Source organism: Aeromonas sp. ASNIH1 (assembly GCF_002934285.1).
Taxonomy (GTDB): Bacteria; Pseudomonadota; Gammaproteobacteria; order Enterobacterales; family Aeromonadaceae; genus Aeromonas; species Aeromonas caviae.
In genome coordinates this window covers 1,978,649-2,000,959 of record NZ_CP026228.1, presented here as the reverse complement: position 1 = coordinate 2,000,959, position 22,311 = coordinate 1,978,649, and the positions used below count along the sequence as shown (strand labels likewise).

Below are 22,311 nucleotides of genomic sequence, written 5' to 3'. Positions count from 1 at the left end.
GTCAGCCTCCCCCGCCGAAACTGGCCGCCAGGGTACCGACCGTCATGGACCAGCCATCCACCAGCACGAAGACCATCAACTTGAATGGCAGCGAGATGATGAGAGGGGAGAGCATCATCATCCCCATGGCCATCAACACGCTGGCGACCACCAGATCGATGACCAGAAAGGGGATGAACAGCATGAAACCTATCTGGAAGGCGGTGTTCAGCTCGCTCAGCACGAAGGCCGGCAACAGCACGCCGAACGGCACTTCGCTCTTGGCGAGGGTGGTCGGCTCTCCGGAGATGCGCAGCATCTGCTCGAGATCCGGCTCCCGGGTCTGGGCCAGCATGAATTGGCGCAGCGGTTTTTCGGCGCGGGCCAGCCCTTCCGTCAACGTGATTTCGTTCTGGTCGTATGGCACGAAGGCGTTCTGGTACATCTCGGTCCAGACCGGCCTCATGATCACCAGGGTCAGGATCAGGCTGATGCCGATTAGCACCCGGTTAGGTGGGCTTTGCTGCAATCCCAGGGCCTGACGCAGGATGGCCAGCACTATGATGATCCGGGTAAAACTGGTCATCATCAGCAGCAGGGTCGGCAGCAGACCCAGCAGGGTCATGAAGAAGAGGATCTGCAGCTTGACGCTGTAGTCCTCTCCCCCTGCTTCGCTCGGCGATACCGAGAACAGCGTCATGTCCGCGCCCCAGCTCGGCAACGCCAGCAGGAGCAGGGCAACCAGCAGATAACGCATCAGTCGTTCATGCCGCCCAGCAATTTGGTGTCCACGACGTCCACCAGCCGCAGCCCGTATTTGCCGTTGACCACCACCACCTCGCCCCTGGCCAGCAGGCGCCCGTTGACGCGGACATCCAGCGGCTCGCCCGCCAGCTTGTCCAGCTCGATGACGGCCCCCTCTTCCACCTTCATCAGCTCGCCCAGCGCCACCTCGGTGCTGGCCACTTCCAGCGTCACCTTGACCGGAATGTGGTGAAAGAAGGAGAGATCCCGCTGCTTGGTACTGCTGGTCGGCGCCATGTAGTCGGCCGCACTCGGCATGCTGATGTCGTCCCCAAACAGCTGATCCAGGCCATCCAGATCCAGCGGGTCATTCATGTTGTGCTCGTTCACGATTCGACTACTCCTCTACCACTGTTGCGACCTGGTACACCAGGCTGCCTTTATGTTCGGCAATGCGTCCATTGAAACAGGGGCGCTGGCCGATCAGGGCCGGCACCACCTCGGGTAAATCCAGCGAGAGCACGTCTCCCACCTTGAGGCATTCGAGATCCGCCAGCGTCATGGACATCTGCCCCATGACTACCCGCAGCCGCACCGGCACCTGGATCAGCGCCTCCTCCAGTTGCGCCACCTGCACACGCTGACCTTCAGCGATACCGGGCGCCTCTTCAGGGGGCGCCAGCCAGAACTGCCAATCGTGCTGGCTGCCACCGGCCAGCATACTGGCCTGCGCCTTCCAGAGCGGGCCTGCGGGCAGGGCCTCCCGGGAGATCAGATTCAACTGCCAGGAGAGGTCTCCCTGACCTTGACAGGTCGACCAGATTTCCACCTGGTACTGGCACAGCCGCAGCAGCAGTCGCTGTTCGGTGTCGGTCAATCCCCTGCCATGGGGTGCCGTGGCCCCCTTGTGTTGCAGAGTGCCGCCGAAAAACAGCACGGCAAGCCGATAGATGACCGCAGGAGAGATGGAGAAAAAGGCGACACGCTGGGCATCCAGAGGAGTACGGGCTTCGACCCAGACCTGATGATCATCCTCCTCTTGCGCCAACGCAGAAGAAAAGTCCTGGTAACCCAGATCGCAATCCGCCGCATTGAACAACTGGGCCATGCAGCCCGACGCCTGCTGGGAAAAGACGCTCAGTTGGGTGTTGAGTTGCCTGAGACGGGCCTGATTGGCCCTCTCGACCCCCAGCAAGTCATATTGAGGCAGGGCTCTGCCCCGCTCGGCACAGATCAACCGGGAAGGGGTGTGCATTACGCCGCTTGATGACATTACAAATCCACCTTTGCCATTTTCATCTCGTCCTGCTGCATGGAGACATGCCGGCTCCATGATCGATACCGATAGCCCAGACGACACAGAGCGACCGAAAGGGGCGAGAACTTTATTACAAAACCCCAAAAGGCGCCACGCGACCGCGTGACCAGCCGAAAATAAAAATCCCGGCACCAAAAGGTGCCGGGATTTCGAGGTAATCACTTACCAGAAAGAGGTCGGAGTCGGCCTGTAAGCCGGGTTCTGTACCGGGTTGCCCCGGGTAGCAATCATTCCTCTAGGCCAGCAATCGCTCGCTGGCTCAAGCAACCTACCCGCCCCCAACGCGGGCCGCGCCAATAGGGGCCTATTTGGTCTTGCTTCGGGTGGAGTTTACCGTGCCACGAACTGTTGCCAGTCGCGCGGTGCGCTCTTACCGCACCCTTTCACCCTTACCTGATCCCTTGCGGGCCATCGGCGGTCTGCTCTCTGTTGCACTGGTCGTAGGCTCGCGCCCCCCAGGCGTTACCTGGCACCCTGCCCTGTGAAGCCCGGACTTTCCTCCCCTCCGCCCGTCTGTCCCGAGGGACACAACGACGAAGCAGCGATTGCCCAGCCAACTCCGAGGCGCGGATTATAGCCTCGCGAGACGGACGGGGTAAACCGTCAATTCCGGTTTACGGCAATTAATAGTGCTCGAGGCCGTATTTGTAGAGGGCGTTCTTCTTCACCCCGTGGATCTCGGCGGTGAGGGCTGCAGCCTTCTTGAGGGGCAGCTCGCTGACCAGCAGGCCCAGGGTGCGGATCGCCTCCGCAGGCAACTCGTCATCCACCTTGCTGGCACCGGCGACCACCAGCACGATCTCCCCGCGGCAACGGTTATCGTCCTCTCCGAGCCAGGCCAGCATCTCGGAGGCGGGCAGACCGTGGATGGACTCGAAGGTCTTGGTCAGCTCGCGGCACACCACCACCTGGCGCTCGCCAAGGATGCGAGCAATGGCTTCCACCGTCTCCTGCACCCGGCGCGGCGATTCGTAGAACACCAGAGAGCGGGTGTCTTCGATGACGGCTTGCAGGCGATCATCCCGCCCCTTGGCCTTGGCCGGCAGGAAACCCTCGAAGGCGAAGCGGTCGGTGGGCAGCCCGGCGGCGGACAGCGCCGTGATGGCAGCGCAGGGACCGGGCAGCGGCACCACCTTGACCCCGGCTTCGCGACAACGGGTGACCAGGTGATAACCGGGGTCGCTGATGAGCGGCGTCCCCGCATCGGAGACCAGGGCCACGCTCTTGCCCTCCTTGATGCGGGCGATCAGCACATCCGCCTTTTGCTGCTCGTTGTGATCGTGCAGGGCAAAGGTCGGCACCGAGATCTGGTAGTGGTTGAGCAGGATCCCGGTATGCCGGGTATCCTCGGCGGCCACCAGATCGACGCTGCGCAGCACGTCCAGTGCTCGCTGGGTGATGTCGGCCAGATTGCCGATCGGAGTGGGGACTATATACAGGGTTGGGATGTCACTCATGGGAGCTCCGAGTGTCCCGACAATTGTGTCGCCATATTGGCCCGTTTACACTATGGAGAATTTCAACACTGGTCGGGGAATGAACTTGAACCGGGTTATAAAGCAGCTAAGTGTATCACGACTCTTCGGCATCCTACTCGCGGCAGCCCTGCTCGCCGCCTGTGCGTCGGAGCCCAATCAATCTTCCGGACAACCCGGCATGCCGTCAGCCTTCTCGGATCTGACCAAGAATGCCCAGTGGTATCTGGAACAGGTGGATCCCGCCAAACCGGCAGAGGCCTTCGTGTGGCAGATGATGGCGGCGCGCAGCTATCTGGCGCTCGGCCAGGCCAAACCGGCTGCCGCCCTGTATCAGCAGTTGCAGAAGCAGGCGAAGAGCCCGGAGCAGCAGGCGCAGTTGCAACTGCTGCAGGCACACCTGCTGCTCGCCCAGGGCAACGCCAACCAGGCGCTGATCCTGCTGGAAGGCAAGCCGGATGTGGTGCTGGATGCCGATACCCAGAAGGACTGGTACCGCCAGCGCGTGGTGCTGCAGCTCGACATCAACAACAAGTTTGGTGCGGCCAAGTCGCTGATCCTGCTGGAACCTTATCTGGCCAAGAATGAGCTGGCCACCAATCACCAGCAGATCTGGTCACTGCTGAAAAGCATGACCCCCTCCACCCTGCAGGCGCTCGAAGAGGAGCCAGCTCCCGATGTGACCACCGGCTGGCTGCGACTGGCGGCGCTGGTGAACGAATTCGGGGCACAGCCGAGCCAGCTGGCCCGCCAGCTTGCCGGCTGGAAGCAGAGCTTCCCTAACCACCCTGCCCAGAGCGACATGCCGGCCGGCCTTGGGGATCTCGCTACTACGGACAACGGTTCGCTGCAGCAGATCGCCGTCTTCCTGCCGCTCTCCGGCAACCTGGAAGCCCAGGGCGCCGCCATCCGCAACGGCATGTTGATGTCCTACAAAGAAAATCAGAGCCAGTTCACCCTGAACTTCTATGATACCCAGGGCAAGGCGATGGGGGACCTCTACAAGCAGGCCATTCAGGAAGGGGCCAACATGATCATCGGCCCCCTGCTCAAGGATCAGGTGGAGGAGCTGCTCAAGTCGAGTCCGACCGTGCCGGTGCTGGCGCTCAACGAGCTGGACAAGCCGATCGTCAACGACAACACCTTCTATTTCTCGCTCTCCGCCGCTGCCGATGCGAGCCAGGCGGCCCAGTACCTCTATGGTCAGGGCTACCGCAAGCCGCTGCTGATCGCGGCACAAGGCCGGATTGGCTACAGCAGTATCAAGGCGTTTGAACAGGCCTGGGCCGGCGTCAGCCAGGAGAAGCCCGTGGTTGCCACCTTCGGGGCGCGCAACGAAGTGCAGGGCATGGTCAAGAACGCTCTGAGCGGCCGTTCCACGGCTCGAGCCGGGGAGATTGTCCAGTTGTCCGATGCCGCGCCGCGCAGCATCGACGCCGTCTATGTGGTGGCCAACAGCCTGGAAACCCGGATGATCAAGCCCTATGTGGACATCTCGGTCAATCCCATGGGCAGCCTGCCCATCTACAGCAGCTCTCGGGGATACGACGGCGGGACGACCGAGGTAGCATCCGAGCTCAACGGTATGCATATCTCCGACATGCCACTGCTGCTGGGTGGCTTCGAGACGCAGCGTGAACAGATTGCCCTGCTCTGGCCCCAGACCCAGGGCGACCTGCTGCGCCTGTTCGCCCTCGGTTACGATGCCGTCAGCCTGGCAGGCAACCTGCCGCAAATGCGCAAGGTCAATGCCATGCAGCAACCCGGCATGAGCGGCCAGCTGAGCGTGGATCCCCAGGGCAACATAGTGCGCATGCTGGACTGGGCCACCTACCAGAATGGCAAGCTGGTCAGCGACAGCGCCGCCCCCCAGCTGGAGGATGCGACTCATGAAGAGGCTACTGACACAACTTCACCAGCAGTGGTTGAACCTGTTGCCGTCGGCAGCGACGAGCAAGGGACAACACTTTGAGCAAATAGCGGAACGCTGGTTGCAGGCCCGCGGCCTGCAACCCGTTACCCGCAACTACCGCTGCCGTGGCGGCGAGATCGATCTCATCATGCGCCAGGGGGAGACCCTGGTGTTCGTTGAAGTGAGATATCGCGCCAACGCCACTCATGGCGGTGCAGCCAGCTCGGTCACCCGGCGCAAGCAGCACAAGATCGTGCTGGCCGCGCGCCACTATTTCAAGCAACATGCCATCAATGAGGCCAACCAGGCCTGTCGATTCGATGTGATCGCGTTCGAGGGCGACCAGCCGGACTGGATCCAGAACGCATTTTAAGAGGACCCCATGACTGATCCCATCAAAGAGAATTACACCGAAAGCATCCAGACCAAGATAGCCGCCGCCGAAGCACTGCCGGATGCCATCCATACGGCAGCTCAGATGCTGACCATCTGCCTGCTCAATGGCCACAAGGTGATGGCATGTGGCAATGGTCCTTCCTCGGCATTGGCACAGCTGTTCATTTCCGAACTGGTGAACTGCTATGAAACTCCTCGCCCCTCCCTGCCCGGTCTCGCCCTGACGCCCGACATGGCGACCATCAGCGCCATCGCCACGGATCACGGTTTCGAAGAGGTCTATGCCAAACAGATACGTGCTCTGGGACAACCAGGCGACATCCTGGTGGTCATCACCACGACAGGCAACAGCCGCAGCCTGATCAAGGCTGCGGAGGCCGCCCTCTCCCGCGACATGACCATCATTGTTCTCGGTGGCGGAGACGGGGGAGAGATCGCCGGTCTGCTGGGCCCCAATGACGTGGAGATCCGCGTTCCTTCCGCTCGCCGTCCTCGTATTCTGGAAGTGAACCTGTTGACCCTGCACTGTCTCTGTGATCTCATCGACCAGACACTTTTCCCGCAACAGGAAGACTGAAACCATGAAGAAGCCTATTCTCGCTCTTGCCCTGCTGACCGGCGTCCTGCTGCTGCAAGGCTGTGCTGCCGTGGTGGTCGGTGGCGCGGCTGGCACCGCCAAAGCGAGCGGCGATCGCCGCACCCTGGGTGCCCAGTGGGACGATCAGACCATAGAGCTGAAAGCCGCCAACCTGTTGGCCGACAACAAGCCCCTGAGCGCCGCCAGCAAGATCAGTGTCTACAGCAACAACGGCCGTGTGCTGCTGGTGGGTCAGACACCCTCTGACGCTTACAAACAGGAAGCGGGCAGAATCGTGAGCCGGATTGAAGGGGTTCGCCATGTCTACAACGAGCTGCGCCTTGGCAAACCAGTCAGTATCGGCGTGCGCAGCAATGACACCTGGATCACCTCCAAGGTGCGGGCCGACATGCTGGGCACCAAGAACTTCGACAGCGCCAAGGTGAAGGTTGTCACCGAGAATGGCGAGGTATTCCTCATTGGGCTGGTCACCCGCCAGGAAGGGGATCAGGCCGTAGAAATCGCCCGCCACGTCAGTGGCGTTAAGCAGGTGATCAAAGCCTTCGAGTTTGCCCAGAATTGACCATCTGGCAGGATGAAAAAACGCAGCCTTCAGGCTGCGTTTTTTATTTGATGACTTTCAGGGTCGGGCGACCGCTCGGGCGCGGTGGTTCCGGCTCGGGCTCAACCGGCGTGGGTGTCTGTGCCTGTTCCAGCCAGAGGTCATACCCGGGCTCCGGCGGGAACAGGGTGCCCACTCCGTTCTCCCTGGCATGGATGGCCAGTACGGCCGCCATGGGGATATAGACCTGCTGCGATACGCCACCGAAACGGGCGCTGAAGCTGACAGCGTCATTGTCCATGTGGAACTGGCCCACGGCCCGGGGGGCGATGTTCAGAACAATCTGGCCATCCTGCACGAACTGCATCGGTACCATCACATGGGGAATGTTGGCATTGACCACAAGATGGGGAGTCAGATCGTTATCCAGCAACCAGTCAAAAAACGCCCGCAGCAGATACGGGCGACTGGGTGTCATTGTCGGTTCCATGCTCATACGCCGGCACGGATCTCGCGCTCGGCCTCGGTCAGGGAAGCCTGGAAGGATTCACGCTCGAACAGGCGAACCATGTAAGCCTTCAGCTCTTTGGCGCCACGACCGGTAAAGTCGATACCCAGGCTCGGCAGACGCCACAGCAACGGCGCCATGTAGCAGTCGACCAGACCGAACTCTTCGCTCATGAAGTAGGGCATCTCACCGAAGATGGGGGCGATGGCCAGCAGGTTGTCGCGCAACTCGGCACGGGCGGCTTCGGTATCGGTGCCCGCCATGATCTTGTCGGCCAGAGAGTACCAGTCCAGCTCGATGCGGTGCATCATCAGACGGCTGTTGCCGCGCGCGACCGGATAAACCGGCATCAGGGGCGGATGCGGGAAACGCTCGTCCAGATACTCCATGATGATGCGCGAGGTGTACAACGCCAGCTCGCGATCCACCAGAGTCGGTACAGTGTTGTACGGGTTCAGCTCGGCCAGCTCATCCGGCAGGTTGGCAGGATCAACCTGGCAGATATCCACGCTAACACCCTTCTCCGCCAGGACAATACGCACCTGATGGCTGAACATATCGTTGGCACCGGAAAACAGCGTCATTACCGAACGCTTATTGGCAGCTACAGCCATTGAACCCTCCCGTCATTAAAAAGCAGAAACGGCAATGAAGCATGTCTGTCTTCATTGCCGTGCGTCATATTACTCCGATCTGGTCGCTTAGTGAACGTCGCGCCAGAATTCCTTCTTCAACAGCACAGTGAAGATGAAGAAGATAGCGATGAATCCGAGTACCCAGAAGCCCATGCGTTCGCGCTCCTGCTGCACCGGCTCAGCCGAGTAGACCAAGAAGTTTACCAGATCCAGTACCGTCTGATCATATTCTTCGTTGTTCATTTCACCGTTGCCGTCAGATTTGATGCTGACGACTTGCTGCATCTCCACGCCATCCAGGGTGTGCGTCTCGAACTCGGCGCGGGGCGTCCCCTGCAACGGCTCCAGCACATGGGGCATACCCACGGACGGGAAGACGGCGTTGTTCACCCCGAATGGACGGGTCTCGTCCACGTAGAAGGAACGCAGATAGGTGTAGATCCAGTCTGCACCACGCACCCGGGCAACCAGAGTCAGGTCGGGAGGTGGCGCACCGAACCAGCGAGCAGCATCCTTCTCGGACATGGCGCTCTTCATCAGATCGCCGATCTTGGCGCCGGTGAAGACCAGGTTTTCCTTCATCAGATCGTCCGGAATACCGATGTCGGCCGCCACCCGGTTATAACGCTGGTACTGGGTGGAGTGACAGCCTGCACAGTAGTTCATGAAGGTGGCGGCCCCCCGTTGCAGGGATGCCTTGTCACTCAGATCGTACTCCGCCTTGTCGAGGGGGAAGCCACCGCCAGAGGCCAACACCAGACCAGGCAGCAGGGCCAGCACTGCAAAAATTATTCTTTTCATTTGAATGTCACCCTCTCCGGCAGCGGCTTGGTGTTCTCATTCTTGCTGTAGAAGAACAACAGGACGAAGAATCCGAAATAACCCAGAGTACAGAGCTGTGCAATCAGCGTCAGGGTCGGGGTTGATGGCAGCACGCCCAGCACCCCCAGGATAATGAAGCAGACCACGAACTGGGCGATGTTCAGCTTGTGCAGGGTGCTGCGGTAACGCACCGAGCGCACCTTGCAACGATCCAGCCAGGGCAACAGGAACAGCACCACGATGGAGAGGCCCATCATGATGACCCCCAGCAGCTTGTCCGGCACCGCACGCAGGATGGCGTAGAAGGGGGTGAAGTACCAGACCGGGGCGATATGCGCCGGTGTCTTCAGGCCGTTGGCCACCTCAAAGTTCGGTTTCTCGAGGAAATAGCCCCACATATCCGGCTTGAAGAAGATGATGGCACAGAAGAAGAACAGGAAACCGGCTACCCCGATCATGTCCTTCACGGTGAAATAGGGGTGGAACGCGACCGCATCCAGTGGCCAGCCGTTCTCGTCCTTGTGCTTCTTGATGTCGATGCCATCGGGGTTGTTGGAGCCCACTTCGTGCAGCGCCAGGATATGCATGGCCACCAGCATCACCAGTACCAGCGGCAGGGCGATGACGTGCAGCGCAAAGAAGCGGTTCAGGGTCGCACCCGAGATGACATAGTCCCCCCGGATCCACAGGGTCAGATCGTCACCGATAACGGGGATGGCACCGAACAGCGAGATGATGACCTGGGCCCCCCAGAACGACATCTGCCCCCAGGGCAGCAGGTAACCCATGAAGGCCTCGGCCATCAGCACCAGGAAGATCAGCATGCCGAAGATCCACAGCAGTTCCCGTGGCTTCTGGTAAGAGCCGTAGATCATGCCGCGGAACATGTGCAGGTAAACCACGATGAAGAAGGCGGATGCCCCGGTGGAGTGCATATAACGCAGCAGCCAGCCATAATCCACATCCCGCATGATGTATTCCACGGAAGCGAAGGCACCTTCCGCCGAAGGGTTGTAGTTCATGGTCAGCCAGATGCCGGTGATGATCTGGTTGACCAGCACCAACATGGCAAGCGAGCCGAAGAAGTACCAGAAGTTCAGGTTCTTGGGCGCCGGATACTTGGCCATATGGTCGTTGTACATGGCCGTGAGCGGGAAACGATCATCGATCCAGCCCATGAGTTTGGCAAACATGGTCAGGCCTCCTTGCCATCGGCACCAACCAGAATGGTGGTGTCGCTAAGAAATTGGTATGGCGGAATGACCAGGTTCAGCGGTGCGGGGACGCCCTGGAACACTCGACCAGCCATGTCGAATTTGGAGCCATGGCAGGGGCAGAAGAAGCCGGAAGTTACCCCTTGAACCTGCTCGCCGAAGCTGTCGGGCAAATAGGAAGGGGAGCATCCCAGATGAGTGCAGATGCCAACGGCCACGAAGATTTCCGGTTTGATGGATCTGTAGCCATTGTGGGCATAGTCCGGTTGCTGTGGCTCGTCTGACGCAGGATCCCGCAGCTTGTCATCGTGTGCAGCCAGAGCATCCAGCGTCTGCTTGGTGCGCTTCACCACCCAGACCGGTTTACCGCGCCACTCGACGCGGATTAGCTGACCCGGCTCCAGCTTGCTGATATCCACTTCAACCGGGGCGCCTGCCGCCTTGGCTTTGGCACTCGGATTCCATGACTTAATAAACGGCACTGCGGTAAAAGCAGCTCCTACACCGCCAACGGCAACCGTTGACCAGGTAAGAAATCTGCGGCGACCGGTATCAACTGGCGCATTGCTCATCCAAAAACTCTCCCATGTGGACTCCGCTCATTCTTATAGTGTCCCTGTTTACTTCTCCTCTCCCTCTGACAACTGCAATGGAAGCGGAGTGGCAATTGACACAGAAAGACCATGGAAATTTTAAAGAAAAGATAACAATTTGACAAGAAAGGGAGTCGATGGACAAAAACAATAAATACACAATTTTTTGTCTTTTGTGACGTATGCTTAGCATTGTCACATGTAACATTACCAATAAAAAAAGCCTGGCAAATTGCCAGGCTTTTTTGACACTCCTGAGAGTGCGTACCAAAAGCGAATTAACGCTTGGAGTACTGCGGACGCTTACGCGCTTTGTGCAGACCGACTTTCTTACGCTCAACCTTACGGGCATCACGAGTAACAAAGCCAGCTTTACGCAGTTCGGAACGCAGGGTCTCGTCGTACTGCATCAGAGCACGAGTGATACCGTGGCGGATCGCACCAGCTTGACCGGAGATGCCACCACCGTTAACGGTGATGTACAGATCCAGTTTCTCGGTCATCTCGACCAGTTCCAGCGGCTGACGAACTACCATGCGGGCAGTCGGACGGCCGAAGTATTGCTCCAGGGAGCGCTGGTTGATTACGATTTTACCGCTACCCGCTTTGATGAATACGCGAGCAGTGGAGCTTTTGCGACGGCCGGTACCGTAGTATTGATTTTCTGCCATGTTGCCAGTTCCCGTTAGATATCCAGTACTTGAGGTTGCTGAGCAGCATGAGCGTGCTCTGCGCCTGCGTAAACTTTCAGCTTACGGAACATGGCACGGCCCAGCGGACCCTTCGGCAGCATGCCCTTGACGGCAGCTTCGATTACCATTTCCGGCTTACGCTGAATCAGCTTGTCGAAGCTGATGGACTTGATACCACCCGGGAAACCGGAGTGAGCGTGGTACATTTTGTCGGTAAATTTCTTACCGGTTACGTGTACCTTCTCAGCGTTTACAACGATGATGTAGTCACCGGTGTCAACGTGCGGAGTGTACTCGGCTTTGTGCTTACCACGCAGACGAGCAGCGATCTCGGTTGCGATACGACCCAGAGTTTTACCTTCTGCGTCCACAATGTACCAGTCACGTTTTACGGTTTCTGGCTTGGCAACGAAAGTTTTCATTAAGTTAAACCCAATTACCTGTTACAGACCCAATTGCTTATGGGGGCTCTCCCACAAACAACAAACGATGGCCTACCTGTACCCCTTCGAATACAAGTAAAGCTTAAAGTGTTGCTGTCTTATCGACAGCTGTAACGTGGGCCGGGCGATTATAAGTGAAGTTGCCTTAAATATCACCTGCTAATTTCACTGCCATGAAGCTAGCAAATGTCGCCCGACCCTACCTGCCGCAGATGCCCATCCGACTGGCAGGCGCGGTATTGTGACTAAGGAAGGTGCACTCTGGCAAGGTATTCGTGCGATTGCATCTCCTGAAGCCGTGAAAGGCAACGCTTGAATTCGAAATTCAGCAAGCCTTCGCCATAGAGCCCGGTCATGGGGACCGCCGCCGATATGATGAGCTTGACGTGCCGTTCATAAAACTCATCCACCATGGCGATGAAGCGGCGGGCCGCGTCATCCGTGCCGCTGCCCATGGGTTGCACATTGGCCAGCAGGACGGTGTGGAACTCACGGGCCAATTCGATGTAGTCGCCCTGGGAGCGTGGAGTACAGCACAGCTGTTCAAACTCCATATAAAGCACCCCTTCCCCCACGCCCAGTGCACCCAGTTGGCGATGGTTGATTTCCAGTGCGGCGGCAGTCACCTGCCCAATCCCGGTCAACTGGCTGAAATAACGATCCAGGTTGCTCCTGGCCTGATCATCCAGCGGGAAGTGATAGATCTCTGCCTGTTCCAGGGTTCGCAGCCGGTAATCGACACCGCCATCGACATTGATCACCTCGCAGTGGCGCTCGATAAGCGCGATGGCAGGCAGGAAGCGAGCACGCTGCAACCCGTTGCGGTAGAGATCCTGAGGGGGGATGTTGGATGTGGCCACCAGCACCACGCCATGGCCAAAGAGTTCCTGGAACAGAGTGCCGAGCAGCATGGCATCCGTGATATCCGAGACGAAAAACTCGTCGAAGCAGATGACGTCGGTCTCGTCGGCCAGCTTGCGGGCGATCAGCTTGAGCGGATCGGACTGACCGGTCAGCCCTTTGAGCTCATCGTGCACCCGGTGCATGAAACGGTGGAAGTGGATGCGCAGTTTGCGCTCCCCCGGCAGGCTCTCAAAAAAAGTATCCATCAGCCAGGTCTTGCCTCTGCCCACACCGCCCCACATATATAACCCCTGGACGGGGTCACGGGTTTTCGGCTTTTGCAGCCAACCTAGCAGGCCACGGGATCTGGTCGGAGTCGGGCTTGCGCACAGATCCTGATAGAGTCGCTCCAGGCGGGCGACTGCCATGGCCTGGGCCGGATCGGCCACAAAGCCGGGGCGCTGCAAATCCTGCTGATATTTTTGCTGCGGGGTCATCCTGTAAACCGCCTCCAAGTCCCTGAATGAGGGACAAAATGGTATCACGCTCTCGGGGGGCACGGTATAGTGCCAACGAGGCGTTGCGGTCCATCCGACCGCTTCAAATTCATCGTGTTAGCTGTAACAAGGAGCTTCTATGACTCTGTTTAACGGGATCCTGCTGGCGATCGCCGCCCTGATCATCGGCGTGCTGATCGGCCGCTTCTCTGTCCGTAGCCGGGATGCCGGACGCCTGGAACAGGAGCTGAAAAAAGCCCACAAGGAGCTGGAAAGCTACCAGGGGCAGATCACCACCCACTTCGCCGACAGCGCCGCCCTGATGGAGCAACTGGCCGAACAGTACCAGACCCTTTATCGCCACATGGCGGAACAGAGCAAGTTCCTGGCCAAGGTACAGGAACCACTGTTCCGCGAACCCGAAGTGGAAGAAACAGGCGATGCCGCCAACAGCGAGGAGCCGGGCCTTCCTCCCCGCGATTACGCCGGTGCGTCCGGCCTGCTCAAGCAGCCGGGCTGATCGTCGGTTGAACTAATTACGCTTTATCGTGGTCAGACCTTGACGATTGCACTGCAACTTTTTCTGGGAGCTGTTTCTCATATGCGTAAATCTCTTTCTGTATTCAGTGTCTTAGCCCTCAGTGTCGGTATCGCCATGTCCTCAGCACCGGCGCAGGCCGCACTGCCCCTGATGGCGAACAACCAGGAGATGCCGAGCCTGGCCCCCGTCCTCGAGCAGGTGACCCCTGCCGTGGTCAACATCTCCGTCTCTGGCAAGAAGATCACCCGCCAACGCCTGCCGGAACAATTCCGCTTCTTCTTCGGCCCCAACATGCCTGACGAGCAGGTGAGCGAGCAGCCCTTCCAGGCGCTTGGTTCCGGCGTCATCATCGATGCCAAGAAAGGCTACGTGATCACCAACGCCCACGTGGTCCACGAGGCGGACGAGATCAAGGTCAACCTGAAGGATGGCCGTGAGTATGCGGCCAAGAAAATAGGGGAAGACAAACAGTCGGATATCGCCCTGCTGCAAATCAAGGCCGAGGATCTGGTGCAGATCAAGTTCGCCGACTCCGACGAGCTGAGAGTCGGTGACTACGCGCTGGCCATCGGCAACCCGTTCGGCCTGGGCCAGACCGTCACCTCCGGCATTGTCAGCGCCCTGGGTCGCAGCGGCCTCAACATCGAAAATCTGGAGAACTTCATCCAGACCGATGCGGCCATCAACTCCGGCAACTCGGGCGGCGCCCTGCTCAACCTGCGCGGGGAGCTGATCGGCATCAACACCGCCATCCTGGGCCCCAACGGCGGCAACATCGGCATCGGCTTTGCCATCCCGTCCAACATGGTGCGCGATCTCTCCGAGCAGATCGTGAAATACGGCGAAGTGCGCCGTGGCCAGCTGGGGATTACCGGCACCGAGCTCACCAGCGAAATCGCCAAGACCTTCGGCTACAACAAGAAGGACGGTGCCTTCGTCAACCAGGTCATGCCTGACTCCGCCGCCGCCAAGGCAGGCATCAAGGCAGGCGACATCATCATCAGCATCGATGGCAAGCCCATCCGCTCCTTCGGCGAGCTGCGTGCCAAAATCGCCACCATGGGGGCCGACAAGCAGGTCTCGCTCGGCCTCATTCGTGACGGCAAGGAGCAGACCGTCAAGGTCACCCTGAAGAAGGCGGATGACAGCGAGATCCTGGCCAGCGCCCTGCATCCGGCCCTGGAAGGGGCCAAGCTGAGCACCATCACGGACCCCGTGACCGGCGTGGCAGTCTCCGACATCGATCCCCGCTCACCGGCAGCCGCCTCCGGCCTGCAGAAGGGTGACATCATCATCGGAGTCAACCGCCAGCGCATCAACTCCATGGGTGAACTGACCAAGGTGTTGAAAAACAAGCCGGAAGTCCTGGCGCTGAACATTCAGCGCGGCGACTCCTCGCTCTATTTGGTGATCCGTTAAGCCCCTCACACCCGCGGCAACCGCCGCGGGTGATTTTTATCCATCGATAATGTTATTCTCTGCCCGCAGCCTGTACGGACGAGAAAGACATGAAAATCCCACCTCTGATCAGCTACTTGGGCAAGTCCGTCGGCTTTGGCCTCGCCATGGCTGCGCTTTTGTTGCTGGTGTTTCCCAATTTTCGCGGCGGCGCTCCCCTGCCGGGCCTCATCACCAACGCCCGCGAGCTGAGCTTCTCCTACGCGGCCCATCGCGCCGGCCCTGCCGTCGTCAACATCTACACCCGCAGCTTCGCCGGCAATCGCGGTGAAAAAGCCGAACTCAGACCCCAGGGGCTGGGGTCCGGCGTCATCATGAACCAGCGCGGTCACGTGCTCACCAACTATCACGTCATCGCCGATGCGGACCAGATCATCGTCGCCCTGCAAGATGGTCGGGTATTCAGTGCAGAGCTGGTCGGCACCGACAAACTGACCGATCTGGCGGTGCTCTACATCGAATCGGACAACCTGCCGGTGATCCCTCAGGACCCGGATCGTCTGCCGGACGTGGGAGACGTGGTGCTCGCCATCGGCAACCCCTACAACGTCGGCCAGACCATCACCCAAGGCATCATCAGCGCCACCGGGCGTATCGGCCTCTCCAGCATGGGGCCGGACAGCAATGGCAGACAGGATCTGCTGCAAACCGATGCCGCCATCAACGAGGGCAACTCCGGAGGCGCCCTGGTCAATGGCCGTGGCGATCTGGTGGGTATCAATACCGCCGCCTACCACCTCAACGGCAATCAGGAGAGCTATGGCATCAGTTTTGCCATCCCCTACAAGCTGGCCAAGCGCATCATGGACGAGCTGATCGCCAACGGTCGGGTCATCCGCGGCTACCTCGGCATCTCCAGCGTCGAGATCAATCCCATCGTCGCGCGCATGCTGAACCTGGGGGACTTGCAGGGGTTGGTGGTGGAGAGCCTGGATCCCAATGGCCCAGCCACCAAGGCCGGTCTCAAACGTGGGGATGTGCTGCTCAAGATCAACGGAGAGGCCATCACCGGCGTGCGTCCCGTCATGGACAAGATCGTCGAGAGCCGCCCCGGCACCAAGCTCACCATCTCGGTGATCCGCAACGGCAAGCCGCTGGACGTCGATGTCATCATCGAAGAGGACCTGCGCTACCAGAATCAGACCCTGCCGACCAGCAGTGCGGCGCCCGCCACCTGAGGGGCGGATCCTCGCAAGGGCCCGACAGGGCCCTTTTTTGTGCTCGCTTTCCTTCGGCTCCCACCTGTGCGTGAGACAGCTCACACATTGCGCCAAAGAGCAATCGGGCGAAGACGCCGTCAAAACGCGCCACCGATCACACTCCCTTGCCGCCAGTCCGCTCCTTTCCTCATCCTGAACGCCAAAAAGGCCTCTTTTGATGCCTGTTCCTCCGGATTTCCACTTCGAATCGGAAAAAACCTGCCTCCTCCCGCACTCTCCTCCGCTTTATGGTGATCCCATCCTTTCTGCCAGCCTGGAGAGCAGACCTTGAATACCGACACCCATGACGCCCCCCTGACCCCGGACAGCCCGGCACTGCTGCGCAAGACCGACCTGACCCTGGCCCGCATTCACAACCTGCTGGCGGATCAGGGCATACGCCCCAACGACGTGCAGCAACAGATGCTGGCCTCCCACGTCAAGGCCATGGTGTGGCGCTCCTATAGCGGGGAATCCCTGCCGGAGGTCGACCTCAGCCTGTTCGAGGAGATCTCCCCCCTCTCCCTGCGCCTGGCAGAGCAGGTCGTCGCCTGGCTCGACCGCCTCGCCTACGAGGAGGCGCACCTCTTGTCTGTCCATTTTGAAGTGGCCAAAGAAAACGAACTCAGCTCAGTAAAAGGAGAAAGCTAAATGACTGCCATCAAACTCGTGATTGGAGATCGTCTCGGCAAGGGTCAGAAAGTGGGGGCAGGCTCAGAAGCCGCCGGCGCCACCGTGACCGTCATCCCCGGCATGGCCGCCGACATGAAACTCGGTGATGTGATGAACAAGGAGCAGGCCGACCTTGGCATCTCCTTCTGCGGCAGCGGTGGCGCGGGCGCCATCACGGCCCAGACCAAGTACGGCTACAAGTGCCGCTACGGCATGCGATCCATCGAAGAGGGTGTCACCGCCATCAACGAGGGGTGCGTGGTACTGGGCTTCGGCTTCATGGACAAGGAAGAGCTGGGCCAGAAGCTGATCGAAGCCTTCGCCAAGAAACACGGACGCGCCTGATGAAAGAGCACTTCACCACCCGAATCACGGTCAACGGCAAGGGGGCGACTCGCCAGCAGGCGTTCGCCGCCGCCCTCAGCCAGGTGCAACCCAGCCTGCTCAAGGAGAGCCCCAAGGTGATGCTGCGCATCGAACCCCTCGAGGTCGAGGTGCTCGAGGCCGAGGAGTCGGTACGGGTGGAGAAGTTCCTGTTCTTCTTCCTGCCACGCCAGCGCCACGAGTTCCGGGTCCGGTTGGCGATCACCGTCAAGGTCACCAGCCTGGATGTCGACAAGGTGGATTTCACCCGGGCCTGACCCCACAACCAAAAGGACAAGTTGGATGTTTCTAATCATTTTGATGAAGTCACTCATCATCGGCGGCCTGGTAGGCGTCGGGGTGGGGGCTGGCGCGGCGCGGATGTTCCACGCCCCGACCGTGCAGGGAATGGGCGCGTTCCGTACCCTGGGCGAGCTCAACTCCTGCGAAGGGGACCCCGCTTCCCACTTCTCGTTCGGTCTGGGCTTCTTCTTCAACGCCTGGGCCTCCACGGTCGCAGCCGGCGCCTTCACTCAGGACGTGGATCACCGCATCCTGCCGAACTGGGGTGCAGCGGCCCTGATGATCAAGAACCGGGATCTCGCCACCACCCTCCATGATCCCAAAAAGATGGCCATCGCCTGCGGCATCATTGGTGCCATCGTGGTCGCCTTCCTCAACAGCACCGCCGCCGCCGTGCCAGCCGCCCTGCAGGTCACCGCGGTCAAGGTGCTGGTGCCCGCCGCCAACCTGCTGGTCAACACCGTCATGCCGGTGATCTTCTGGCTGGCCGCCATCGAGGCAGGCAAGAAGTCCGGCTTCTGGGCCACCATCTTCGGCGGTCTGGCCCAGCTCATCATGGGCAACGCGGTACCAGGTCTGGTGCTTGGCATCCTGATCGGCAAGGGGGTGGAAGAGAGCGGCTGGAACCACGTCACCAAGGTGATGATGAGTGCCATCGTCCTGCTGTTCGTGCTGAGCGGCTTCTTCCGCGGCTTTGACATGAAACTCATTGAATCCTTCCACCTGGGCGTTCCCCTGTGGCTGGAAAACGTCCACAACCTCATGAGCGGCAAATAAGGAAGCACACCATGGATGAGAAACTGAGAAACAACTTCTGGTATGCCGACTGGTCCTTCCCCATCTTTGTCGGTCTGCTCTCTTCCGGCGTCTTCGCCGGCACCCACATGTTCTACCTCTACGGGGTCGGCGCCTTCAACGAGGTGGCCTTCGTTGCCATGCTCAAGGCCGGCATGGACACGGGGGCCTATGGTGCAGTCGCCGCCTTCGGTGCCAGCTTCCTGTTCGCCCGCATCATCGAGGGCTCCCTGGTGGGGATCCTCGACATCGGCGGCGCCATCCAGACCGGAGTCGGCCTCGGGGTGCCCGCCCTGCTGCTGGGGGCCGGCATCATCTATCCGGTGGAAAACTTCACTGCTTCCCTGATCACCGGCATGGGGATTGGGATGGCCATCGGCTACGTGATCATTCTGGCGCGCAAGTTCACCATCAACCAGAGCAACTCCACCTACGGCGCAGACGTCATGATGGGGGCTGGCAACAGCTCGGGCCGCTTCCTCGGTCCCCTCATCATCCTCTCCGCCATGGGCGCCTCCATTCCCATCGGGATAGGCTCCCTGCTGGGTGCCCTGCTGTTCTACATCTGGGAAAAGCCCATCACGGGCGGCGCCATTCTGGGGGCCATGCTGTTCGGGACCGTCTTCCCCATCGCCCTGGCTTAATCCAAGGCCGTCTCTTGGGCGGCATTCAAGAACCTGTTTGCGCTCTGTCGCGAGAGGTCGTCAGCAAGGTGAAGAGCAACACATGAGCCTTGGAAGCGGCCTCGCAGTAAGAGCGCAAGCAGGTTACAAGAGGGATATCAGCATGTACGACATGATCATCAGGGCGGGACGCCTGGGAAACGGGCAGCTCGTCGACGTCGCCATCAAGCATGGCAAGATAGCGGCGCTGGGTTCGCTGCCAGAAAGCACGGAGGCGAAGCAAACCCTCACTCTGGGCGGGCAGGTCCATGTGAGCGCCGGCTGGATTGACGGCCACACCCACTGCTACCCCGCCTCCCCCCTCTACCACGATGAGCCGGACAAGGTGGGGGTGGCGTCCGGTGTCACCACCGTCATCGACGCCGGCAGTACCGGGGCCGACGACGTAGACGACTTCCAGCGCATAGCCGCCACCTGCAAGACCCGGGTGCACGCCCTGCTCAACATCTCCCGCATCGGCCTCTTGCGCCAAAACGAGCTGGCGGACAGCCGGGACCTCGATATGGATCTCGCCTCGGCAGCCATCCGACGCCATCCCGGCTTCATCGTCGGCATCAAGGCACGCATGAGCGGCAGCGTGGTGGGTGAGAACGGTCTGCTCCCCCTGCGCATGGCCAAGCAGATCCAGCAGGCCAATGGCAACCTGCCACTGATGGTGCACGTGGGCAACACGCCGCCGGATCTGGACGAGATCGTCGCCCTGCTGGGGGAGGGCGATCTGCTGACCCACTGCTTCAACGGCAAGCCCAACCGCATCCTGACCCCGGCGGGTGAACTGCGCCAGGCGGTGCGCGAGGCGATGTGGCGGGGACTCTTGCTCGACATCGGCCACGGCGGCGCCAGCTTCAGCTTCGAAGTGGCGGAGCTGGCCATTGCCCAGGGGATCCTGCCCCACACCATCAGTTCAGACATCTACTGCAAGAACCGCATCAAGGGGCCCGTCTACAGCCTTGCCCACGTGATGTCGAAGTTCTTCGCCATCGGCATGACCCTGGAGCAGGTGCTCGCCTGCGTCACTCACCAGGCCGCCGATGCCCTGCGCCTGCCCGGCAAGGGGCGACTCGAGGTGGGCGCCGATGCAGACATCACCCTGTTCGAGGTGAGCTGCGGCCCCACTCTCTTTACCGATACCGAGGCCGGCACCCGCAACGGTGACCGGCAACTGCTCCCTCTCGCCGCCCTGGTGGGCGGCGAACTGGTTCTGACTCACTACGGGAAATCACACCATGCCTTCTGTGTATGAGAAATACCGGCTCAAACCTGTGATCAACGCCTCCGGGCGCATGACCCTGCTCGGCGTCTCCACCCCCGAGCAGGAGGTGGTCGATGCGGTCAACTTCGGCCTCGGCCACTACTTCGAGGTGAAGGATCTGGTCAACAAGACCGGCGCCTACCTGGCCGATCTGCTGGGCGTTGAAGATGCGGTGGTGGTCTCCTGCGCCAGCGCCGGCATCGCCCAGTCGGTGGCCGCCGTGATAGTGCGCGGCGACCCCTATCGCCTCGAGCAGTTGCATGCTCATGCTCACGACGTGCCGAGCGACATCGTGCTGCCCAAGGGCCACAACGTGAACTTTGGTGCCCCCGTCGGCACCATGGTCAACCTGGGGGGCGGCAGGGTGGTGGAGGCAGGCTACGCCAACGAGTGCTCACCCGCCCAGCTGGCCGCCGCCATCAATGCCAATACCGCCGCCATCCTCTACATCAAGTCCCACCACTGCGTGCAGCAGAGCATTCTGTCGGTGACCGAGGCGGCCGAGGTGGCCAAGGCCCACGGGATCCCGCTCATCGTCGATGCAGCGGCCGAAGAGGATCTGCGTCTCTACTACAACCAGGGTGCGGATCTGGTCATCTACAGCGGCGCCAAGGCCATCGAAGGGCCCACCAGCGGCCTGGTGCTCGGCAGACGTCAGTATGTGGAGTGGGTCAAGCAGCAGGCTGGCGGCATAGGCCGCGCCATGAAGGTGGGCAAGGAGGGGATCCTCGGCCTGACCCACGCCATCGAGCGCTACCTGGCCAAAGAGAAGGAGAGCGGCACCGCCATGGTCGCCAAGATGACCCCCTTCATCGAGCGCCTCAACCAGCTGCCCGGCGTCACCGCCAAGGTGGTGTGGGACAGCGCGGGGCGCGACATCGCCCGCACCGACATCGCCTTCGACCATGAGCGCCTCGGCATGACCACGGTCCAGGTGGTCTCCCGTCTGCAACAGGGTACCCCCGCCATCTACTGCCGCGGCTACAAGGCCAACGAGGGGCACATCGAGATAGATGTGCGCAGCGTCACCCTGCCCCAGCTCGACCAGATCCACTCCGCCATTGCCCACCTCGTTCAGGAGAACAACTGATGTCTCTTACCCCCAATTACTACCGCGATCGGGTCTGCCTCAACGTGCTGGCAGGTTCCAAAGAGAATGCCGTCGACATTTATGAGGCCGCCGAGGGCCACGTCCTGGTCGGTGTGCTCTCCAAGAACTACCCGGACATCCCCTCTGCCGTCGCCGACATGCAGGCCTACGCCAAACTTATCGACAACGCCCTCTCCATCGGGCTGGGAGCAGGTGATCCGCGCCAGTCCGCCATGGTGGCCGAGCTGGCCCGCCAGTTGCAGCCTCAGCATGTCAATCAGGTGTTCACCGGGGTCGGGGCCAGCCGGGCGCTGCTCGGTCAAGCTGACACCCTCATCAATGGCCTTGTCTCCCCCACCGGCACGCCGGGGATGGTGAAGATCTCCACCGGCCCCCTCAGCGCGCAGCAGGCTGACGGCATCGTCCCCATCGATACCGCCATTGCCCTGCTCAAGGACATGGGCGGCAGCTCGGTCAAATTCTTCCCCATGGGGGGACTCGCCTGCCGCGCCGAGTATCAGGCAGTGGCCGAGGCCTGTGCCCGACACGGCTTCTGGCTGGAGCCCACCGGCGGCATCGATCTTGAGAACTTCGAGGAGATAGTGCGGATCGCGCTGGAGGCAGGAGTCGAGAAGGTGATCCCCCATGTCTACAGCTCCATCATCGACAGCGAGAGCAGCCAGACCCGGCCGGAGGATGTGCGTACCCTCCTCGCCATGGTGAAGGCACTGCTGGCATAGCAACC

Annotated in this window: 27 protein-coding genes and 1 other RNA gene; 15 read left to right on the top strand and 13 right to left on the bottom strand. The window is 60.5% G+C overall.

All coding sequences use genetic code 11. From position 1 onward, the window contains the following. Position 1: 1 nt before the first annotated feature. The 5 genes from fliP to rsmI form a co-directional block, all read right to left on the bottom strand. Positions 2-736 carry a flagellar type III secretion system pore protein FliP gene (gene fliP / locus C2U37_RS09695; RefSeq protein WP_041211833.1) on the bottom strand — a complete coding sequence of 245 codons (735 nt, stop codon included), beginning with the start codon at positions 734-736 and terminating at the stop codon, positions 2-4. Continuing rightward, positions 736-1,113 carry a lateral flagellar motor switch protein LfiN gene (lfiN, locus tag C2U37_RS09690; protein ID WP_041211834.1) on the bottom strand — a complete coding sequence of 126 codons (378 nt, stop codon included), beginning with the start codon at positions 1,111-1,113 and terminating at the stop codon, positions 736-738. The genes fliP and lfiN overlap by 1 nt, the downstream gene beginning before the upstream one ends. 7 nt (positions 1,114-1,120) lie before the next feature. Then, positions 1,121-1,996 (bottom strand): lateral flagellar motor switch protein LfiM, encoded by an 876-nt coding sequence (gene lfiM / locus C2U37_RS09685; protein WP_167826399.1) that lies wholly within the window; start codon positions 1,994-1,996, stop codon positions 1,121-1,123. Between the two features lie 219 nt (positions 1,997-2,215). Beyond that, positions 2,216-2,602: RNase P RNA component class A (gene rnpB / locus C2U37_RS09680), an RNA gene on the bottom strand. A 62-nt stretch (positions 2,603-2,664) separates the two neighbouring features. Continuing rightward, a complete protein-coding gene (rsmI, locus tag C2U37_RS09675) occupies positions 2,665-3,498 on the bottom strand; it encodes a 16S rRNA (cytidine(1402)-2'-O)-methyltransferase (protein ID WP_104452186.1) in 834 nt (277 codons plus the stop codon). A gap of 199 nt (positions 3,499-3,697) precedes the next feature. On the opposite strand from rsmI, the gene C2U37_RS09670 reads away from it, so the two are divergent. Genes C2U37_RS09670 through dolP form a run of 4 tightly spaced genes read left to right on the top strand, consistent with a single transcriptional unit; the run spans position 3,698 to position 6,984 of the window. Continuing rightward, positions 3,698-5,488, top strand: a complete 1,791-nt coding sequence (locus tag C2U37_RS09670) for a penicillin-binding protein activator (RefSeq protein WP_045522195.1) — start codon at positions 3,698-3,700, stop codon at positions 5,486-5,488. Continuing rightward, entirely contained in the window at positions 5,406-5,801 is a 396-nt protein-coding gene (locus C2U37_RS09665; RefSeq protein WP_080770042.1) for a YraN family protein, read from the top strand. Before C2U37_RS09670 ends, C2U37_RS09665 begins: the two co-directional genes overlap by 83 nt. 9 nt (positions 5,802-5,810) lie before the next feature. After that, on the top strand, positions 5,811-6,401 hold the full coding sequence (locus tag C2U37_RS09660; RefSeq protein ID WP_010675848.1) for a D-sedoheptulose-7-phosphate isomerase: 591 nt from the start codon (positions 5,811-5,813) through the stop codon (positions 6,399-6,401). 4 nt (positions 6,402-6,405) lie between these two features. Next, entirely contained in the window at positions 6,406-6,984 is a 579-nt protein-coding gene (dolP, locus tag C2U37_RS09655) for a division/outer membrane stress-associated lipid-binding lipoprotein (protein WP_010675849.1), read from the top strand. Positions 6,985-7,027: 43 nt separating this feature from the next. Here dolP and C2U37_RS09650 read toward each other — a convergent pair whose 3' ends face one another. The 8 genes from C2U37_RS09650 to zapE form a co-directional block, all read right to left on the bottom strand. Next, on the bottom strand, positions 7,028-7,459 hold the full coding sequence (locus tag C2U37_RS09650; RefSeq protein WP_039040486.1) for a ClpXP protease specificity-enhancing factor: 432 nt from the start codon (positions 7,457-7,459) through the stop codon (positions 7,028-7,030). Further along, positions 7,456-8,085 (bottom strand): stringent starvation protein SspA, encoded by a 630-nt coding sequence (gene sspA, locus C2U37_RS09645; RefSeq protein ID WP_039040485.1) that lies wholly within the window; start codon positions 8,083-8,085, stop codon positions 7,456-7,458. Before sspA ends, C2U37_RS09650 begins: the two co-directional genes overlap by 4 nt. Before the next feature lie 87 nt (positions 8,086-8,172). Further along, the gene (locus tag C2U37_RS09640; RefSeq protein ID WP_039040484.1) at positions 8,173-8,907 is read right to left on the bottom strand and encodes a cytochrome c1; all 735 of its coding nucleotides are present in this window, start codon (positions 8,905-8,907) and stop codon (positions 8,173-8,175) included. Then, complete coding sequence (locus C2U37_RS09635) at positions 8,904-10,121, bottom strand: cytochrome b (RefSeq protein ID WP_010675853.1); 1,218 nt, start codon at positions 10,119-10,121, stop codon at positions 8,904-8,906. The genes C2U37_RS09640 and C2U37_RS09635 overlap by 4 nt, the downstream gene beginning before the upstream one ends. Before the next feature lie 2 nt (positions 10,122-10,123). Next, a complete protein-coding gene (gene petA / locus C2U37_RS09630; RefSeq protein ID WP_010675854.1) occupies positions 10,124-10,714 on the bottom strand; it encodes a ubiquinol-cytochrome c reductase iron-sulfur subunit in 591 nt (196 codons plus the stop codon). Positions 10,715-11,013: 299 nt separating this feature from the next. Then, a complete protein-coding gene (gene rpsI / locus C2U37_RS09625; RefSeq protein ID WP_005336286.1) occupies positions 11,014-11,406 on the bottom strand; it encodes a 30S ribosomal protein S9 in 393 nt (130 codons plus the stop codon). Between the two features lie 14 nt (positions 11,407-11,420). Then, complete coding sequence (gene rplM, locus C2U37_RS09620) at positions 11,421-11,849, bottom strand: 50S ribosomal protein L13 (RefSeq protein ID WP_005336289.1); 429 nt, start codon at positions 11,847-11,849, stop codon at positions 11,421-11,423. Positions 11,850-12,115: 266 nt separating this feature from the next. Next, positions 12,116-13,210 carry a cell division protein ZapE gene (gene zapE / locus C2U37_RS09615; protein WP_104452184.1) on the bottom strand — a complete coding sequence of 365 codons (1,095 nt, stop codon included), beginning with the start codon at positions 13,208-13,210 and terminating at the stop codon, positions 12,116-12,118. A gap of 139 nt (positions 13,211-13,349) precedes the next feature. Here zapE and C2U37_RS09610 point away from each other — a divergent pair, with 139 nt between their 5' ends. The 11 genes from C2U37_RS09610 to dagF all read left to right on the top strand — a co-directional run bounded on the left by C2U37_RS09610 (position 13,350) and on the right by dagF (position 22,306). Then, positions 13,350-13,730: a YhcB family protein gene (locus C2U37_RS09610; protein ID WP_010675856.1), complete on the top strand. Its 381-nt coding sequence runs from the start codon at positions 13,350-13,352 to the stop codon at positions 13,728-13,730. An 81-nt stretch (positions 13,731-13,811) separates the two neighbouring features. Further along, entirely contained in the window at positions 13,812-15,170 is a 1,359-nt protein-coding gene (locus tag C2U37_RS09605; RefSeq protein ID WP_029314844.1) for a Do family serine endopeptidase, read from the top strand. A gap of 89 nt (positions 15,171-15,259) precedes the next feature. Next, positions 15,260-16,387: an outer membrane-stress sensor serine endopeptidase DegS gene (gene degS / locus C2U37_RS09600; RefSeq protein ID WP_010675858.1), complete on the top strand. Its 1,128-nt coding sequence runs from the start codon at positions 15,260-15,262 to the stop codon at positions 16,385-16,387. A gap of 309 nt (positions 16,388-16,696) precedes the next feature. Beyond that, entirely contained in the window at positions 16,697-17,059 is a 363-nt protein-coding gene (locus C2U37_RS09595) for a transcriptional regulator (protein ID WP_010675859.1), read from the top strand. Next, a complete protein-coding gene (locus C2U37_RS09590; protein WP_104452183.1) occupies positions 17,060-17,425 on the top strand; it encodes a glycine-rich SFCGS family protein in 366 nt (121 codons plus the stop codon). Further along, a complete protein-coding gene (locus tag C2U37_RS09585) occupies positions 17,425-17,721 on the top strand; it encodes a DUF4312 family protein (RefSeq protein ID WP_041211841.1) in 297 nt (98 codons plus the stop codon). Before C2U37_RS09590 ends, C2U37_RS09585 begins: the two co-directional genes overlap by 1 nt. A 25-nt stretch (positions 17,722-17,746) precedes the next feature. Beyond that, positions 17,747-18,523 (top strand): DUF4311 domain-containing protein, encoded by a 777-nt coding sequence (locus tag C2U37_RS09580; RefSeq protein WP_010675862.1) that lies wholly within the window; start codon positions 17,747-17,749, stop codon positions 18,521-18,523. Positions 18,524-18,534: 11 nt separating this feature from the next. Then, positions 18,535-19,185: a DUF4310 family protein gene (locus tag C2U37_RS09575; protein ID WP_010675863.1), complete on the top strand. Its 651-nt coding sequence runs from the start codon at positions 18,535-18,537 to the stop codon at positions 19,183-19,185. Between the two features lie 142 nt (positions 19,186-19,327). After that, a complete protein-coding gene (locus C2U37_RS09570; protein WP_104452182.1) occupies positions 19,328-20,467 on the top strand; it encodes an amidohydrolase/deacetylase family metallohydrolase in 1,140 nt (379 codons plus the stop codon). Continuing rightward, complete coding sequence (locus C2U37_RS09565; RefSeq protein ID WP_104452181.1) at positions 20,451-21,566, top strand: DgaE family pyridoxal phosphate-dependent ammonia lyase; 1,116 nt, start codon at positions 20,451-20,453, stop codon at positions 21,564-21,566. Before C2U37_RS09570 ends, C2U37_RS09565 begins: the two co-directional genes overlap by 17 nt. Next, the gene (dagF, locus tag C2U37_RS09560; protein WP_041211846.1) at positions 21,566-22,306 is read left to right on the top strand and encodes a 2-dehydro-3-deoxy-phosphogluconate aldolase; all 741 of its coding nucleotides are present in this window, start codon (positions 21,566-21,568) and stop codon (positions 22,304-22,306) included. The genes C2U37_RS09565 and dagF overlap by 1 nt, the downstream gene beginning before the upstream one ends. Positions 22,307-22,311: the final 5 nt, after the last annotated feature.

Excerpts from the sequence above, each read along its gene's own strand:
- lfiM (WP_167826399.1), bottom strand. The coding sequence starts at position 1,996 with ATGTCATCAAGCGGCGTAATGCACACCCCTTCCCGGTTGATCTGTGCC.
- petA (WP_010675854.1), bottom strand. The coding sequence starts at position 10,714 with ATGAGCAATGCGCCAGTTGATACCGGTCGCCGCAGATTTCTTACCTGG.
- C2U37_RS09670 (WP_045522195.1), top strand. The coding sequence starts at position 3,698 with ATGCCGTCAGCCTTCTCGGATCTGACCAAGAATGCCCAGTGGTATCTG.
- C2U37_RS09660 (WP_010675848.1), top strand. The coding sequence starts at position 5,811 with ATGACTGATCCCATCAAAGAGAATTACACCGAAAGCATCCAGACCAAG.
- fliP (WP_041211833.1), bottom strand. The coding sequence starts at position 736 with ATGCGTTATCTGCTGGTTGCCCTGCTCCTGCTGGCGTTGCCGAGCTGG.
- C2U37_RS09665 (WP_080770042.1), top strand. The coding sequence starts at position 5,406 with ATGAAGAGGCTACTGACACAACTTCACCAGCAGTGGTTGAACCTGTTG.
- C2U37_RS09610 (WP_010675856.1), top strand. The coding sequence starts at position 13,350 with ATGACTCTGTTTAACGGGATCCTGCTGGCGATCGCCGCCCTGATCATC.
- zapE (WP_104452184.1), bottom strand. The coding sequence starts at position 13,210 with ATGACCCCGCAGCAAAAATATCAGCAGGATTTGCAGCGCCCCGGCTTT.
- rplM (WP_005336289.1), bottom strand. The coding sequence starts at position 11,849 with ATGAAAACTTTCGTTGCCAAGCCAGAAACCGTAAAACGTGACTGGTAC.
- sspA (WP_039040485.1), bottom strand. The coding sequence starts at position 8,085 with ATGGCTGTAGCTGCCAATAAGCGTTCGGTAATGACGCTGTTTTCCGGT.
- C2U37_RS09585 (WP_041211841.1), top strand. The coding sequence starts at position 17,425 with ATGAAAGAGCACTTCACCACCCGAATCACGGTCAACGGCAAGGGGGCG.
- rsmI (WP_104452186.1), bottom strand. The coding sequence starts at position 3,498 with ATGAGTGACATCCCAACCCTGTATATAGTCCCCACTCCGATCGGCAAT.
- C2U37_RS09565 (WP_104452181.1), top strand. The coding sequence starts at position 20,451 with ATGCCTTCTGTGTATGAGAAATACCGGCTCAAACCTGTGATCAACGCC.
- C2U37_RS09640 (WP_039040484.1), bottom strand. The coding sequence starts at position 8,907 with ATGAAAAGAATAATTTTTGCAGTGCTGGCCCTGCTGCCTGGTCTGGTG.
- C2U37_RS09590 (WP_104452183.1), top strand. The coding sequence starts at position 17,060 with ATGACTGCCATCAAACTCGTGATTGGAGATCGTCTCGGCAAGGGTCAG.
- degS (WP_010675858.1), top strand. The coding sequence starts at position 15,260 with ATGAAAATCCCACCTCTGATCAGCTACTTGGGCAAGTCCGTCGGCTTT.
- dolP (WP_010675849.1), top strand. The coding sequence starts at position 6,406 with ATGAAGAAGCCTATTCTCGCTCTTGCCCTGCTGACCGGCGTCCTGCTG.
- C2U37_RS09650 (WP_039040486.1), bottom strand. The coding sequence starts at position 7,459 with ATGAGCATGGAACCGACAATGACACCCAGTCGCCCGTATCTGCTGCGG.
- dagF (WP_041211846.1), top strand. The coding sequence starts at position 21,566 with ATGTCTCTTACCCCCAATTACTACCGCGATCGGGTCTGCCTCAACGTG.
- C2U37_RS09605 (WP_029314844.1), top strand. The coding sequence starts at position 13,812 with ATGCGTAAATCTCTTTCTGTATTCAGTGTCTTAGCCCTCAGTGTCGGT.
- C2U37_RS09635 (WP_010675853.1), bottom strand. The coding sequence starts at position 10,121 with ATGTTTGCCAAACTCATGGGCTGGATCGATGATCGTTTCCCGCTCACG.
- rpsI (WP_005336286.1), bottom strand. The coding sequence starts at position 11,406 with ATGGCAGAAAATCAATACTACGGTACCGGCCGTCGCAAAAGCTCCACT.
- C2U37_RS09575 (WP_010675863.1), top strand. The coding sequence starts at position 18,535 with ATGGATGAGAAACTGAGAAACAACTTCTGGTATGCCGACTGGTCCTTC.
- C2U37_RS09570 (WP_104452182.1), top strand. The coding sequence starts at position 19,328 with ATGTACGACATGATCATCAGGGCGGGACGCCTGGGAAACGGGCAGCTC.
- C2U37_RS09580 (WP_010675862.1), top strand. The coding sequence starts at position 17,747 with ATGTTTCTAATCATTTTGATGAAGTCACTCATCATCGGCGGCCTGGTA.